13 protein-coding genes and 2 pseudogenes are annotated in these 14,802 nt (G+C 54.0%); 7 read left to right on the top strand and 8 right to left on the bottom strand.

The window, feature by feature from the left end; translation table 11 throughout:
* Positions 1 to 55 precede the first annotated feature (55 nt).
* From LT85_RS21105 to LT85_RS21085, 6 genes and pseudogenes are all read right to left on the bottom strand, one after another.
* The gene (locus LT85_RS21105; RefSeq protein WP_038492903.1) at positions 56 to 709 is read right to left on the bottom strand and encodes a methionine ABC transporter permease; all 654 of its coding nucleotides are present in this window, start codon (positions 707 to 709) and stop codon (positions 56 to 58) included.
* Positions 699 to 1,748: a methionine ABC transporter ATP-binding protein gene (locus LT85_RS21100; protein ID WP_038497078.1), complete on the bottom strand. Its 1,050-nt coding sequence runs from the start codon at positions 1,746 to 1,748 to the stop codon at positions 699 to 701. The genes LT85_RS21105 and LT85_RS21100 overlap by 11 nt, the downstream gene beginning before the upstream one ends.
* A 265-nt stretch (positions 1,749 to 2,013) precedes the next feature.
* Positions 2,014 to 3,666 (bottom strand): chaperonin GroEL, encoded by a 1,653-nt coding sequence (groL, locus tag LT85_RS21095; protein WP_038492901.1) that lies wholly within the window; start codon positions 3,664 to 3,666, stop codon positions 2,014 to 2,016.
* Positions 3,667 to 3,768: 102 nt separating this feature from the next.
* A complete protein-coding gene (gene groES, locus LT85_RS21090; RefSeq protein ID WP_038492898.1) occupies positions 3,769 to 4,062 on the bottom strand; it encodes a co-chaperone GroES in 294 nt (97 codons plus the stop codon).
* Between the two features lie 330 nt (positions 4,063 to 4,392).
* Positions 4,393 to 4,770 (bottom strand): annotated as a pseudogene (locus LT85_RS27225) (hypothetical protein); the annotation flags it as partial.
* A pseudogene (locus tag LT85_RS21085) lies at positions 4,722 to 5,102 on the bottom strand (recombinase family protein); the annotation flags it as partial. The pseudogenes LT85_RS27225 and LT85_RS21085, both read right to left, overlap by 49 nt.
* A gap of 834 nt (positions 5,103 to 5,936) precedes the next feature.
* On the opposite strand from LT85_RS21085, the gene LT85_RS21080 reads away from it, so the two are divergent.
* Genes LT85_RS21080 through LT85_RS21065 form a run of 4 tightly spaced genes read left to right on the top strand, consistent with a single transcriptional unit; the run spans position 5,937 to position 10,179 of the window.
* Positions 5,937 to 6,965: a polysaccharide biosynthesis/export family protein gene (locus LT85_RS21080; protein WP_253273593.1), complete on the top strand. Its 1,029-nt coding sequence runs from the start codon at positions 5,937 to 5,939 to the stop codon at positions 6,963 to 6,965.
* Positions 6,962 to 7,462 (top strand): low molecular weight protein-tyrosine-phosphatase, encoded by a 501-nt coding sequence (locus LT85_RS21075; protein ID WP_081992612.1) that lies wholly within the window; start codon positions 6,962 to 6,964, stop codon positions 7,460 to 7,462. The genes LT85_RS21080 and LT85_RS21075 overlap by 4 nt, the downstream gene beginning before the upstream one ends.
* A 2-nt stretch (positions 7,463 to 7,464) precedes the next feature.
* Complete coding sequence (locus tag LT85_RS21070) at positions 7,465 to 9,684, top strand: polysaccharide biosynthesis tyrosine autokinase (RefSeq protein WP_052135376.1); 2,220 nt, start codon at positions 7,465 to 7,467, stop codon at positions 9,682 to 9,684.
* Positions 9,685 to 9,735: 51 nt separating this feature from the next.
* Positions 9,736 to 10,179, top strand: a complete 444-nt coding sequence (locus LT85_RS21065) for a hypothetical protein (protein ID WP_156117607.1) — start codon at positions 9,736 to 9,738, stop codon at positions 10,177 to 10,179.
* A gap of 252 nt (positions 10,180 to 10,431) precedes the next feature.
* Here the strand turns inward: LT85_RS21065 and LT85_RS21060 are convergent, their stop codons facing one another.
* The gene (locus tag LT85_RS21060; protein WP_081992610.1) at positions 10,432 to 10,917 is read right to left on the bottom strand and encodes a MarR family winged helix-turn-helix transcriptional regulator; all 486 of its coding nucleotides are present in this window, start codon (positions 10,915 to 10,917) and stop codon (positions 10,432 to 10,434) included.
* A gap of 179 nt (positions 10,918 to 11,096) precedes the next feature.
* On the opposite strand from LT85_RS21060, the gene LT85_RS21055 reads away from it, so the two are divergent.
* The 3 genes from LT85_RS21055 (at position 11,097) to LT85_RS21045 (ending at position 13,531) form a co-directional block, all read left to right on the top strand.
* Positions 11,097 to 12,143, top strand: a complete 1,047-nt coding sequence (locus LT85_RS21055) for an alpha/beta fold hydrolase (RefSeq protein ID WP_038492886.1) — start codon at positions 11,097 to 11,099, stop codon at positions 12,141 to 12,143.
* Positions 12,144 to 12,256: 113 nt separating this feature from the next.
* Positions 12,257 to 12,673, top strand: a complete 417-nt coding sequence (locus LT85_RS21050; RefSeq protein ID WP_038492883.1) for an organic hydroperoxide resistance protein — start codon at positions 12,257 to 12,259, stop codon at positions 12,671 to 12,673.
* A gap of 45 nt (positions 12,674 to 12,718) precedes the next feature.
* The gene (locus LT85_RS21045; protein ID WP_038492879.1) at positions 12,719 to 13,531 is read left to right on the top strand and encodes an alpha/beta fold hydrolase; all 813 of its coding nucleotides are present in this window, start codon (positions 12,719 to 12,721) and stop codon (positions 13,529 to 13,531) included.
* A 263-nt stretch (positions 13,532 to 13,794) separates the two neighbouring features.
* Here LT85_RS21045 and LT85_RS25665 read toward each other — a convergent pair whose 3' ends face one another.
* Positions 13,795 to 14,433 carry a septal ring lytic transglycosylase RlpA family protein gene (locus tag LT85_RS25665; RefSeq protein WP_052135375.1) on the bottom strand — a complete coding sequence of 213 codons (639 nt, stop codon included), beginning with the start codon at positions 14,431 to 14,433 and terminating at the stop codon, positions 13,795 to 13,797.
* Positions 14,434 to 14,802 lie beyond the last annotated feature (369 nt).

The following is a 14,802-nucleotide window of genomic DNA, read 5'->3' as shown; positions in this document are numbered from 1 at the left end:
CCTTTCAAAAATCATGACGAATCCTGTGTAGCAAAGCTGTCCAGGATTTCAACAATCAGCGATGGCTGAGGCGGCGCACCAGGATGTCGCCCAGTGTCTGTACCAGCTGCACAAACACAATCAATATCACTACCACCAGCAGCATCACCTCAGGCAAGAAACGCTGATAGCCATAGCGTATCCCCAGGTCACCCAGCCCGCCGCCGCCAATCGCGCCGGCCATCGCAGAGTAACCTACCAGGCTCACAAACGTAATCGTCAGGCCGGCCACAATTCCCGCGAACGCTTCTGGCACCAATACCTTGTAGACGATTTGCCAGGTAGTCGCTCCCATCGCCTGCGCTGCTTCGATCAAGCCGCGGTCGACCTCGCGCAAGGCGGTTTCCACCAGCCGCGCGATGAAGGGCGCGGAAGCAATCGTCAAAGGTACGATCGCGGCTGCGGTGCCGATCGAGGTGCCGACGAAAAAACGGGTGAAGGGAATCACCGCTACCAGCAAGATGATGAATGGCGTCGAGCGGACGGCATTCACGATCAGCCCCGCAACGCGGTTGAAAATCGGATGCGGCAAAACGCCTTCGCGGCCGGTCAGGTGGAGGGCAATTCCCAGCGGCACGCCAAGCAGGGCGCCGAGGATGCCGGAGATGCCGACCATCATCAGGGTTTCCCCGAATGACGATAAAAACAGATCAAGCATTTCAGATGACATGGTTCAATTCCTCGACGGTGACGCCCTGGGCGGTCAGATAAGCCATGGCGGCCTGGATGTTTTCAGTGGTGCCGTTGGCCAGGATCGCTAGCGAGCCAAACGCTTGTCCTTGTATTTCATCAATCTGGCCATGCAAGATATTGAAATCCAGGTCGAACTTGCGCACCGCTTCCGACAGCAAAGGCTGGTCGACGCCAGAGCCCGTAAATGCAAAGCGGAACAGATGATCGGTGCCGCTGCCGGCGTCGCTTTGCGCCAGCCGTGCTCGCAGGCGCTGCAATACGCCTTGCGGCAGCTCCTGCGCTATCACATCGCCAATCAGGGCGCGCGTCACCTCATGCTTAGGCGAACGGAACAGCTCCAGCACTTCACCGGTTTCAATCACTTCGCCGCTTTCCATTACCGCCATGCGGTCGCAGATCATCTTGATGACTTCCATCTGATGCGTGATCAGGACGATGGTCAGGCCCAGCTCACGATTGATTTTGCGCAGCAGCTCCAGGATGGAGCGCGTGGTTTCCGGATCAAGCGCAGAAGTGGCTTCATCCGACAGCAAGACTTTCGGCTCATTGGCCAATGCACGTGCAATACCGACACGCTGCTTTTGGCCGCCGCTGATTTGCGCCGGATAACTATCCTTGAGCGCGGTCAGGCCGACCAGCTCCAGTAGCGGCGTGACCTTCTTCGCAATCTCTGCCTTGGATAGGCCAGCCAGCTCCAGCGGCAGCGCGATATTGTCGTAGACGGTACGCGACGACAGCAGGTTGAAATGCTGGAAAATCATGCCGATCTCGCGCCGTGCGCTGCGCAACTGCTCTGCGTTGAGCGTAGTCATGTCTTTGCCGTCGACAATAATGGCGCCGGAAGTAGGGCGGTTCAGCAGGTTAAGGCAACGCACCAGCGTGCTTTTGCCGGCGCCGCTGCGGCCGATGATGCCGAAGATCTCGCCCTTGCGGATCGCAAGGCTAACATCGCGCACCGCATCGACCGGCCCGCGTGCGCCATTGAAGCGCTGGGTGACTGCTTTGATTTCTATCATTTCAGAATGAAAAAAGGCAGCTGATTGCATAAACATCAACAATCTCGCCGCCATTATGTTTTTTTAGTAGGTGCCTATTTTATAAGCGTTTGTTACACATGGGAAGGAACATTTAGACATGGCTTTATAACCGCCAAGTATATGCATCTGTATTGAGCACGCAAAATCTCGAACCGGGGGCTTCAATAGAAAAAGCCCACGATGGTTACCCATCGCAGGCTTTTCAAAGCAGGACAACGGACCGGATATACCGGCCCCGCCGCAATTACATCATGCCGTCCATACCGCCCATGCCACCCATACCGCCCATGCCGCCTGGCATGCCGCCAGCCGACTTGTCTTCTGGCAGTTCAGCGATCATTGCATCGGTAGTCAGGATCAGGCCGGCAACCGAAGCAGCATTTTGCAATGCCGAACGGGTAACCTTGGCTGGGTCCAGAACGCCCAGTTCAACCAGGTCGCCGTAGGTGCCGTTGGCAGCGTTGTAACCGTAGTTACCTTTGCCAGCCAAGACTGCGTTGATCACAACCGATGGCTCGTCGCCAGCGTTGAATACGATTTGACGCAGCGGCTCTTCGATCGCGCGCAGCACGATCTTGATGCCGGCTTCCTGGTCGGCGTTTTCGCCTTTCAGGTCCTTGACTGCAGCACGTGCGCGCAGGAATGCAACGCCGCCGCCTGGCACAACGCCTTCTTCCACTGCTGCACGGGTAGCGTGCAGGGCATCTTCAACGCGTGCTTTCTTTTCTTTCATTTCAACTTCGGTTGCAGCACCAACGCGGATCAGCGCAACGCCGCCGGCCAGCTTGGCAACGCGTTCTTGCAGTTTTTCACGGTCGTAATCCGAAGAAGCTTCTTCGATTTGCGCACGGATTTGCTTGACGCGTGCTTCGATAGTGATGGCTTCGCCAGCACCGTCGATGATGGTAGTGTTTTCCTTGCTGATTTCGATACGCTTGGCTTGGCCCAGTTCAGCCAGGGTAGCTTTTTCCAGTGTCAGGCCGACTTCTTCAGCGATCACTTGACCACCGGTCAGGATAGCGATGTCTTCCAGCATGGCTTTACGACGGTCGCCGAAACCTGGCGCCTTGACAGCTGCAGTCTTCAGGATGCCGCGGATGTTGTTGACCACCAGAGTAGCCAGTGCTTCGCCTTCGACATCTTCTGCGATGATCAGCAGTGGACGGCCCGACTTGGCGACTTGTTCCAGGATCGGCAGCAGGTCACGGATGTTCGATACTTTTTTGTCGAACAGCAGGACGAACGGATTTTCCAGGGCAACAACTTGTTTCTCTTGGTTGTTGATGAAGTAAGGCGACAGGTAGCCGCGGTCGAATTGCATACCTTCGACGATGTCCAGTTCGTTTTCCAACGACTTGCCATCTTCAACAGTGATCACGCCTTCTTTGCCGACTTTGTCCATTGCCTTGGCAATGATTTCACCGATGTCGGTGTCGGAGTTAGCGGAGATCGAACCAACTTGAGCGATTTCCTTGCTGGTTGTGGTTGGCTTCGACAGAGTCTTGATTTCAGCAACGATGGCGACAACAGCTTTGTCGATACCGCGCTTCAGGTCTGTAGGGTTGAAACCGGCTGCAACGTACTTGAAGCCTTCGCGAACGATAGCTTGTGCCAGCACGGTAGCGGTAGTAGTACCGTCACCAGCGTTGTCGGAAGTCTTGGAAGCAACTTCTTTCACGAGCTGCGCGCCCATGTTTTCCAGCTTGTCTTTCAGTTCGATTTCTTTAGCAACCGAAACGCCGTCCTTGGTCACTGTAGGCGCGCCGAAGCTGCGTTCCAGAACCACGTTGCGGCCCTTAGGACCCAGAGTTACCTTAACTGCGTTAGCCAGGACATTGACGCCGTTGACGATCTTGGCGCGTGCTTCATCGCCGAAAATTACTTGCTTTGCTGCCATGTTTGATTCTCCTGAAAATAGGGGTGAATTCGTTTGTGTAGTGCCCGGATCCGATTAAAAGCGCAGGCGCTGATCAGTCCGGTAATTCCGGTTGAACCGGAATTACTTGCCTTCAACTACGGCAAACAGGTCTTCTTCGCGCATTACCAGATATTCCACGCCGTCGAGCTTGACTGCTTGACCGGAATATTTGCCGAACAGAACGCGATCGCCAACCTTGACTGCCAGCGGACGGACCTTGCCGTCTTCCAGAATCTTGCCGTTACCGACAGCCAGCACTTCACCTTGATCCGGCTTTTCAGCAGCCGCGTCAGGCAGCACGATACCGGATGCAGTTTTGGTTTCCTGGTCGAGACGCTTGACGATAACGCGATCGTGCAAAGGACGAAGATTCATATGTGACTCCTTAAGATTCAACAGGTTATTTGTATTTGCAGCAACATCGCAGCAAAGTGGAACACCACCGTTCTGCTTTGCTATAGAGATGCGCCGCACAGTGACTGGATAGTTCGGGGAGATTGTTAGCACTCTCTCCTAACGAGTGCTAAGTATAGGGACGCTCTGTTGATTTTTCAAGCCCGCATTGCTGTCCGCGAGGATTAATTGTCGGATTTCTTTTAACTCTGAACTTAATTACTCTAACTCTGAACTCTCGTCTCATGTTCTAGGGATAAATGTTTAATTTGTTTGATATTCGACATCAAAAATACATTTCCTCTCTGTCACTGTTCCTTTGCTAGCAGAATTGACCCTATCCAACTGATCCACTCGCCACTGTCGCGCAAAGGCGGCAACCCGGTCGTAGGATCCCTCAAAGCCTAGTACAGATAAATCAGCATGGATCTGTTTTAAGCTGCGCCGCTGTTTTTGAGATTTTGTCGCTTCTGTTTTAAGCCAGGACGAAAGTTTGAAGGCGTACTGATCAAGAGCACTGGGAGTGCGTCGATCCCGATAAGCCGGCTCTACGCTTTCTGAGCGTAGATAGCGTCTGACGGTGTTTCTGGAGATTCCCAAACGCCAGGTAATCTCCCTCAAGGAGACCTGGTCACGAAGGTGCCGGCGCGCGTACGCTCGCTGATAAGACTGCGCTCGAACTGAGCCAATGCGGCCATGATATGAAAAATCAATACTCCGCGTGATGAGTTGGTATTGATTGATTCCATCATTGAGGCGAATTGGATTTTGCGGCTATCGAGGTGTGTGATCAGATCAATCAGCTTGCTCTGTGAGCGACCGAGCCGATCTAGTCGCCACACTATCAGTGAATCTCCGGGAGCCAGTTTATCCAGCGCTGCATCCAGACCTGGTCGAGAGAAATCGGCTTCCGAGATGCCTTGATCGGTGGATATTCGCTCACATCCTGCGCGCGTCAGTGCGTCGATCTGAAGTTGCAGATTTTGCTCATCGGTCGACACACGCGCATACCCAATGCTCACATTTTTACCTGAGCGTCCGGCACCAACTGCGGGTGACAGGCGATGTTCTTGTGCAATGCCAGAGGATTGAAATATGGCGTCGCTTCCCGGCGGCATTCTGGCTAGGAATTGACTAGTTTCATTTCGTGCTTCAAAGGGTTGAGAGCAGAGCGCTTTGGCAAACGCTCCGCTTTAACTTTCTGCGAGCGAACTGACGTCACCGATAACTTGCTATTCAGGTCATTACCTTTTGGATTTTGATTCAATGGAATTGACCGGTATTCGCACGATGCTGGAGAGAGCACGCAGGACATGCAATCTCGGCTCAAAAATGCGTCATCAATGAAGCGCAATTTCTTTCCCAAAAAGAAGATTGTTGTGGGTGGTTAATTTGAGGGGAGTTTGCCCAATTGTATTGGACAAAATGGTTGATCTTATGAGTGTGCATGAGGCGGGCCACGCGATGTTTACCACAGGTCTCTCCGGCTTCACGCGGATCACCAAAGACGCGTCGCACTCCATATAGACACGTACCAATGAAATAGGGTCTGCTTCAAAGAAGGCGTAAATGTTTCTTACGGAATTTATTTGAAAACAATTGCAAACTACATTTTTTAACATTGGACTATGTCGATTCATTTCGGTGATGATACGCGCGTATTCAAATACCAAATGCAAACACATTTTGCTAATTGCGAACAGGCCTTAGTGCTTGAGTGGCAGCAAGCTTCATAGGGTTGGTACTATAGGATTGACAATTTCATGTTTTTTTTGAGAAGCACACATTTAAAGCTGGCGACAATAGCGAGCCTGATTTCTTTGCTCGCAGCATGTGCATATGCGCCAGGGATGCATATGAGCGAGCAGGTTGAATCGGACCGGAAAGCGATCGGCTCGGTGCCGACGATCATGCCGATCACTGCGCAACTGGTGCAGGACGAGCGGGTGCTGCGTGAACGGAAAACGGGACAAGACCTCAGTCTGCTGATTACCAAGGCGACGCCATACCGCATAGCGAGCGGCGATATTCTGTCGGTCGTGGTGTGGGATCATCCGGAACTGTCGACGCCGGCGATGGCTACACCGAATGCCTCATCTAGCATAGACAGCGGCACTACGCCGCCGGGCTATGTCATCGATAGCAATGGTTTGGTGCAATTCCCATATATTGGGCCGACCAAACTGGCCGGCCTGACCGAGCAGCAAGCGCGCGATCTTTTGGCTGGAAAACTGGCGCGCTACGTCAAGAAGCCTGACCTGACCTTGCGCGTGCAGGCTTATCGCAGCCAGCGCGTCTATATCGAAGGCGAAGTGAAAACACCGGGGATCCAGCCCATCACTGATATTCCCATGACCTTGCCGCAAGCGCTTAACAGTGCCGGCGGCATCTTGCCTAGCGGCGATCAAAGCCAGATCAGCATCAACCGCGGTGGCAAGAGCTACCGTATCGACCTGCCGCTGCTGCTGCAACACAAGGTCGATCTGGCCGGCATCATGCTAGATAACGGCGATGTGGTGAATGTACTGGCACGGGAAGAAAGCAAAGTCTTTGTGCTAGGCGAAGTCAGCAAGCCGGTCACGCTGACGTTGCGCAATGGCCGCCTGAGCCTGAATGAAGCGTTGGGAGAGGCCGGCGGAGTTAATGTGCTGAGCAGCAATGCCGGCAGCGTATACGTGGTGCGCAATGCCGGCGCGGACAAGCCGCTGGTATACCACCTCGACGCCAGTTCACCTGTAGCTTTCGCACTGGCGGAGAACTTTGAATTGCAAGCGAAGGACGTGGTGTATGTAGACGCTTCCAAGCTGGCGGCGTGGAGCCGGGTGATGAGCTTGATTCTGCCAAGCGCGCTATCCGTTACCAACGCGGTGCAGGCGGGAAAATGATCGATCACATACTGGTAGTCTGCATCGGCAATATCTGTCGTAGCCCGATGGCGGAAGCCTTGCTGAGACGTGATTTTCCGCAGAAAACCATACGTTCGGCCGGGATCGGTGCGCTGGTGGGACATGCGGCTGATCCGTCCGCGGTGCGCATTATGCAGCAGCAGGGCATCGATATCCAGGCGCACCGAGCACAGAGCCTGGCCGGCTGGATGATCAGCCAAGCCAATCTGATCCTGACCATGGAGCGGGACCAAAAACGGCATATCGAGATGCTGTACGCGTCGGCTAAGGGCAAGGTATTACTGCTCGGCGAAACAGGAAAATATGAAATTCCTGATCCCTATAAGGAAGATTTCGCTAGTTTTCAGCGGACCTATCAGTTGATCGCGCAAGGGGTGGGCGAACTGTCTAGAAAAATCCAGCGTACTGAAGAAACGAACACAACCAGACAACGTGTTGTTTCAAATGCCGTTGCTGTAAATTCAAACTCAATATAACAATGAACGCACCAATACAAGCGGTATCCTCCGGCGAGCCGCAACATGAAAACGAAATCGATCTGGCAGCCTGTCTGGATCTGTTGTTCGACCATCGCTGGCTGATTGTCAGCATTACCATGGCGGTTACTTTGCTGGGAGCGATCTATGCCTTTAGCGTCAAGCCTACATATTCCGCAGACATTCTGGTACAAGTGGAAGATGGACCTAACTCTTCTAAGAGTCTGTTAGGCGGCGTTTCTGCGTTGCTGGACGTGAAGGCGGCCGCTAACTCGGAAATGGAATTGTTGCGTTCGCGTCTGGTGGTGTCGCGCGCGGTAGATACGCTGCAATTGTATGTCGATGCGCGTCCCAAGCATTTTCCCTTGTTTGGCGCCTGGTGGTCAGGCCGCTGGCCGCAGCTTTCCAATCCCGGCTTGTTCGGCTATGGTGGCTATGCCTGGGGTGCGGAGCGCATTGAGGTGGCTTTATTCAATGTATCGGAAGCGCTGCAAAATCGCAATTTTGTTCTGACAGTCGAACCCAGTGGCCAATTCCTTTTGAAGGATGACGATGCCGACATCAACTTGCAGGGAAAGGTCGGGACGCCGCTGAAAGCCAACAACAGCCATGGCGAGATCGAGCTGACGGTAGCGAAGATCGTTGCCAAGCCGGGAACCCAATTTTTGCTGACGCGCAAATCGCGGCTGGATACCATACGAAAATTGCAGGGCGCCATGCTGATTTCAGAAAAGGGAAAGCAGTCAGGCATTATCGGTATTACGCTAACGGGGGAGAATCCGCGTTTGACCAGCAACATCCTCAACGAAATTGGACACGAATATGTACGCCAGAACGTCGAGCGCATCTCTGAGGAATATGAAAAATCCCTGGTTTTCCTGAACGAACAACTGCCGGAGATCAAGCGCGAACTGGAGCAGTCCGAAAGCAAATACAATCAATTCCGCAACATGCATGGGACCATCGACTTGGGTGAAGAAGCCAAGTTAGCGTTGCAGCAATCGGTAGCGGCCCAGACCAAGCTGGTAGAGTTGAGGCAGAAGAGGGAGGAGTTGTTGGTCCGATTCACCAGCGATCATCCGGCGGTTGTCGGTCTGGATCGGCAGATGAAAGATATCAGCATCGAAATGCGCAGTATTGGTGAACAGATCAAAGGTCTGCCGAAGCTGGAGCAGGATACGCTGCGCCTGACGCGGGATATAAAGGTCAACACTGACCTGTATAGCGCCTTGCTGAAGACGGCGCAGCAGACGCGTGTGGCCAAGTCGGGTAAGGTCGGCAATGTGCGCCTGGTTGATGCCGCTGTCGTGCCTGAGCATTCGGTAGCGCCGCGGCGCGGCGTGATAATTGCCTTATCGGTTTTTCTTGGCTTGGTTCTAGGCGTGATGTGCGCGGCGCTGAGGAAAATGCTGTATGGCGGTATCGATAGTCCGCATGAGCTGGAACAAGCGCTGGGCTTGAGCGTTTATGCCACTATCCCACACAGTAAAAAACAGGAAGAGTTATATGTCGAGATCGTTGCCAAGGCGTCAAAGAATTTGCTTCTGGCGCAAGTCGACCCGACCGATCTTGCGGTTGAAAGCCTGCGCAGTTTCCGCACTGCCTTACAATTTTCTATGCTGGACGCAGCAAGCAATATCTTGCTGATTACCGGCCCTACGCCGGGATTGGGAAAATCGTTTATCTCGGCCAATGTGGCGGTGGTACTGGCTGCTGCGGGCAAGCGCGTACTGCTAGTCGATGTTGACATGCGCAAAGGCCAACTGCATCAGTATTTCGGTTTCGCGCGTGAAAATGGCCTGTCGGAACTGGTCGCCGGCGCCAATACCGTGGAACAAAGCTTGCGACGCGATGTGATAGAAAACCTGGATTTTCTTTCCACCGGTAATTTGCCGCCCAATCCTGCTGAATTGCTGATGCATGAAAATTTCGCAAAGCTGCTGCAATCCTTAGCGCCGGACTATGATTATGTGATGCTGGATGCACCGCCGGTGCTGGCGGTATCCGATAGCCTGATTGTCGCGCGTCAGGCAGGTGCAATCTATATGGTTGTCCGCGCCAATGTCAGTACCATGGGCGAAATCAAGGAGTCGCTGAAGCGCTTACAGCAAGCCGGCATGAGCAACAAGGGAATATTGTTCAACGGCTTGAGAATGCGTCCGGGGCGTTATGGCCATGGCAGCAAATATGGAAAATATCGCTACACCGAATATGCTTATTAGACCTTTAAACACACTACCAGTTATAAAATTCCGGCAAAAATCGGGGCCAATATGTCTAGTCATTCAATAGACAACGTTGCGCTTTCTGCGCATATACATGAACAGGTACAGATATCCTATTTGTCGGGTGCGGTGTCGGAAGGTGTTGTGCACGAACTTTGGAAAATACTCGATACCACTAACGGCGACCTGGGTGCCGATGACGACGCCGATATCCGGATCTGCATCATTCCCACGCACCCGGGGACGGAAGCTTATAACGATGTTACGAGGATCGGTGGCAATAAACAAGAAATGTTGGCACATGCGTGTCTGGCTGCAGTGGCACCGGAGATGCTGGATGTTTTGATAAAACTGGTTTCTTTGGCCGGCTTGCCGCATCATCCGACGACATTGCAGGCGCTCGCCGTGATTGCCAAGGCACGTGGCATCGCACAAGCGCCGACGTTACGGGCAAATGGTACCGGACCAATTCCGGCAACTGCATCACATTGAAAACGGCCAGATTGCTAAGTTACGATTGGTGCACTCAGCGGGGTAAGGTCACGAGGTGGAAAGTATTTCTAGTGTCGGGTGTCAGAATTCTTTTATCGCTGAATTTTTCACTGCTGATTATTTCTCAATAACTATATTTTGGATGTTGCAATGGTGAAGAAGCCTCATTGGATATCCGCTTGACCGGCGAGCTTTGGTTGGCCCGCTTCTGACAAGCACGTTGAGAAACTATCTTCAGAGGAAGAATGTGAATCAATTCTTGTCTCCTGCCGCAATGTTTTGGTGGGATGCATTTATAAGATTGGTGCGCAAATTGACGATGGCTTTTTGCAGCACTCGAAACTCCTCCGGCTTTAGGCCGGATGCCTTGGCCGTCACCTCGCGATAGGCGAAGGCTTTTTCCCGCAACTCCCGTCCCATATCAGTTAACGACACGAGCACGCTGCGCTCGTCCTCGCTGTCGCGCTCACGGCGTACGTAGCCCATCGTTTCCAAGCGTTTCAGCATGGGCGTCATCGTGCTCGGTTCCAGGAACAGCTTTTCGCTCAGGCCCTTGACGGTCTGGTTGTCCTCCTCCCAAAGACAAATGATGGTGACGTATTGCGGGTAAGTGAGCCCGAGCTTTTCCAGCACGGGCTTGTAGACGCGCGAATAAGCGAGGTTGGTCGAATAGACGGCAAAGCACATGAAGTCGCCGAGTTTGGCCATGTTCTTGCTGGCGTCAGATTTATTGCTCATTTTGCATCTCCGCAAAAATATTTATCAAGATAATGATTATCGTACTTGAAAATCGATTAAAGCTCATATATATTTCGCTTCATAATAATTATGACGATAACTAAATGATTGTCGCCGACCGCGCTGTATCGATTGCAACAGGAACCTGAAAACCACCTCACCATCACTGGAGAAAGCAAATGAGCAAAATCATCAAGACCAATCGCCGCCTCGTCCTCGCCGCTGTGTTCGCCCTTGCCGGTGCACAATTCGCATTGACAGGAACGGCCCAAGCGCATTCGGCAAGCGCTTTGCCGAACGTGACTGCAACGGCAAACCGGGAACTGGCTAGCTTCAAGTCCATCAAGCAGATCGATGCCGGCGACCTCAATGTTGGCTATGTCGACGAAGGCCCTGCCGATGGTCCCGTCGTCATCCTGCTGCACGGCTGGCCATATGACATCAACAGCTTCGTCGACGTTGTGCCCATGCTGACCAAGGCCGGCTATCGCGTGATCGTGCCCCACCTGCGCGGCTTCGGCACGACGCGCTTTCTGGACGCCAATGCTGTGCGCAACGGTGAACCGGCAGCGCTGGCCTCCGACGTCGTCGCGCTGATGGATGCGCTGAAGATCGACAAGGCCACCCTTGCCGGTTACGACTGGGGTGCCCGTACAGCCGATATCGTCGCTGCGCTGTGGCCGCAGCGTGTCAAGGGATTGGTTTCCGTCAGCGGCTATTTGATCGGTAGCCAGGAATCTGGCAAACAAGCCTTGCCGCCGGCGGCTGAACAGCAATGGTGGTACCAGTTCTATTTCTCCACCGAGCGCGGCCGCGCCGGCTACGAAAAAAATCACCACGATTTCGCCAAGCTGATCTGGAAAACTGCGTCGCCGCAATGGCATTTCGATGACGCCATTTTCGACCGTAGTGCTGCGGCTCTGGAAAATCCGGACCACGCCGCTATTACAGTCCACAACTATCGCTGGCGTCTCGGCCTGGCGAATGGCGAAGCGAAGTACAACGAACTGGAAGCACGATTGGCGAAACTCCCATCCATAGCAGTGCCAACCATCACGATGGAAGGCGACGCCAATGGTGCGCCGCACCCCGAGCCTGCGGCATATGCCAAGCGCTTCACCGGTAAGTACAAGCATGTGCTCGTCGCAGGTGGTATTGGTCACAACTTGCCACAGGAAGCGCCGCGAGCCTTTGCCGATGCCGTGATCGAAATCGACCACCTCTAATGGCGATTGTAGTGGCGCATGAATACGAGCGACACCGCTGATTGTCATTCATCCATTCGTCTGCAGTACGTCGTTGCATCTTTGTGTAACTCAATGAGTTGAAAGGAAACATCATGAGCAAGATCGAAAAAGTTCTCTATACCGGCAAGACACATACCACTGGCGGTCGCGATGGCGTTGCCCGCAGCGACGATGGCCGTCTCGACATCAAGCTGTCTCCTCCTGGCAGCCACGGCACAGGCACCAACCCGGAGCAGCTCTTCGCCGCCGGCTGGTCGGCCTGCTTCATTGGCGCCATGGGGCGGGCAGCCAAGGACAAGAACTTCTCCCTGCCAGCCGGCACCGCCGTCGATGCCGAAGTCGACCTCGGCACCGCAAGCGACGGGTTCCTCTTGCAAGCTCGCCTTGACGTGAGTTTGCCCGGTCTGTCGCGCGATGTTGCACAAGATCTCATCGATGCTGCGCATCAGATCTGCCCATATTCAAAGATGAGCCGCGGCAACATCGATGTGACCGTCACCCTGGCCTAAGCCTTCGTAAGCCACCATGACAACGCAACCAAATAAGGAACCGACATGAATGCCAAGAAATTACTGATCTCCATTGCCACTTCCGTAGCGCTCGCTGGCACGCTGCCGCTGGCGCATGCCGGGGCGCCCATTACCGCTATCCATGGGACATCGGCCAAGCCAACTGTCGTGCTGGTCCACGGCGCCTTCGCCGATTCCAGCAGCTGGAATGGCGTGGCGAAACGGCTTATCGCCAAGGGTTACCCAGTGCTGAGCGTCGCCAACCCGCTACGCGGCGTCGCCAGTGATGCGCAATATACTGCAAGCGTAATCGGCGCCATCAAGGGGCCGCTGGTTCTGGTCGGCCACTCATACGGCGGCATGGTCATTTCCAAGGCCGCCGAAGGCAATCCCGAAGTGAAGGCGCTGGTCTATGTCGCCGCCTTTGCGCCAGAGCAGGGGGAGACGGTCGCTGAACTGGCTGGCAAATTCCCTGGCGGAACGCTCGGCGATACTCTTGCCGATCCTGTGACGCTGGCCGACGGCGGCAAGGACCTCTATATCAACCAAGGCAAGTTCGCGCAGCAGTTTGCCGCCGACGTGCCGTCTCAGCAAGCTGCACTGATGGCAGCTGGTCAGCGTCCGGTGACTGTTGCTGCACTCAATGAAGCGGCGAACGGTTCTGCCTGGAAGCAGTTGCCGTCTTATTTCGTATATGGCACTGCCGACAGGAACATCCCGCTCGAAGGCTTGCGCTTCATGGCCAAGCGAGCCAATGCGAAGGATATCGTCGAGGTGAAGGGGGCTTCCCACGTACTCATGGTCTCGCGCGCGGACGTGGTGGCAAAGGTGATTGAGGAGGCTGCCGATAACAAGTAACCACAGGACGCCGGCCGGCCGGTTCTGTGTCAAAACAAGTACAGACCCGGCCTGGATTAACGGAGCATATCCGATGCCCCAGGCTCACATTATTTGAAAGCAGCTTGATTTACCTGGAAAATTTGGTTGTTTTATTCCTGCGGATAATTGTTGGCTGGGGTGAAAAGTAGCTGGAGTGGCGGGAGATTTTGTGGCGGACAGCCGGGGTGGCGGGAGTCACGCCAGGCACTATCGCGATCCTGCACAATCATCCATGCCGTTGACTAGTCCGTTTGGTCGCATTTCACATCTGGCAGTGATGTCGGGATTCCCTGTTCTACCTGTGCTTTCACCAAAGGCATTTCATTGGCCGACAGCGGCCGCACTTCGACCCGCGTCGTACCTTTGCCGGCGAAGCCCAGCTGTTTGGCTGCGCTGTAGGACACATCCAGTATGCGTTTGCTACGGAACGGCCCGCGGTCGTTTACTTTGAGTATCGCCATCTTGCCGTTGCTGAGATTTCGCACCAGCACCCAGCTACGCAACGGCAGACTGGGATGAGCTGCCGTCATTGCATGCATATCGAAGCGTTCGCCGCTGGCGGAGCGTCTCCCATGCAGCTTTTTTCCATACCAGGACGCCGTGCCGCGCTGGATGTGTTTTGTCGGACGGTCGTTATTGGCAATCGTGTTTTTCCTGGACGCCGGTGAGCAATCTTCGGATTGCGGCATGGCGGTTTTTTGATCCGGTGCTACAGGCGGTGTCAGATCGTTATTTGCAGCCGTTGTTTGATTGGCCCTCTGCGTTGCCGGTGCGGCATCGACGAACACAGCCGCTTGTACTGTCGGTAGTTGCAACAGGCAGGCGCAGAATCCCGCATAGACAAACGGGCGGAATCGCCGGCGCGGAAGGCGAGGGATCATTGACGCGGTGGTGGAATGCTCATCTTGCGGAGTCTACATTTCAATGATCGGCATCCGCTACCTATGTTGCAAATCTCTACAAATTGACTGCAGATTATTGTACAACTTGCAACCGGTTGCCTTGCCTGTACCCGGAATCGCGGGGCCGAGATGTGGGCATTTTGCCATTTGATGTGGCCATCTAGACATTTTGTGTTTTTGTTTGTCTTTCGGAAGCGCCTCTTCAACAAAATAGCATCTAAGCAAGTTATTATTGCTGCGCAGAAATGCTGGCAAGGCGCGCGTGACTGGGCGATGGATGTTTTTTTGTAATTTTTATGGCGTTCCTTGGAATACCTGGCCGATAGCAGTCCATCCCATGTTTTAGCC

It is taken from the genome of Collimonas arenae, assembly GCF_000786695.1.
GTDB lineage: Bacteria > Pseudomonadota > Gammaproteobacteria > Burkholderiales > Burkholderiaceae_D > Collimonas > Collimonas arenae_A.
Note: the sequence above shows the minus strand (reverse complement) of the source record. Positions and strands in the feature narration are given on the sequence as shown.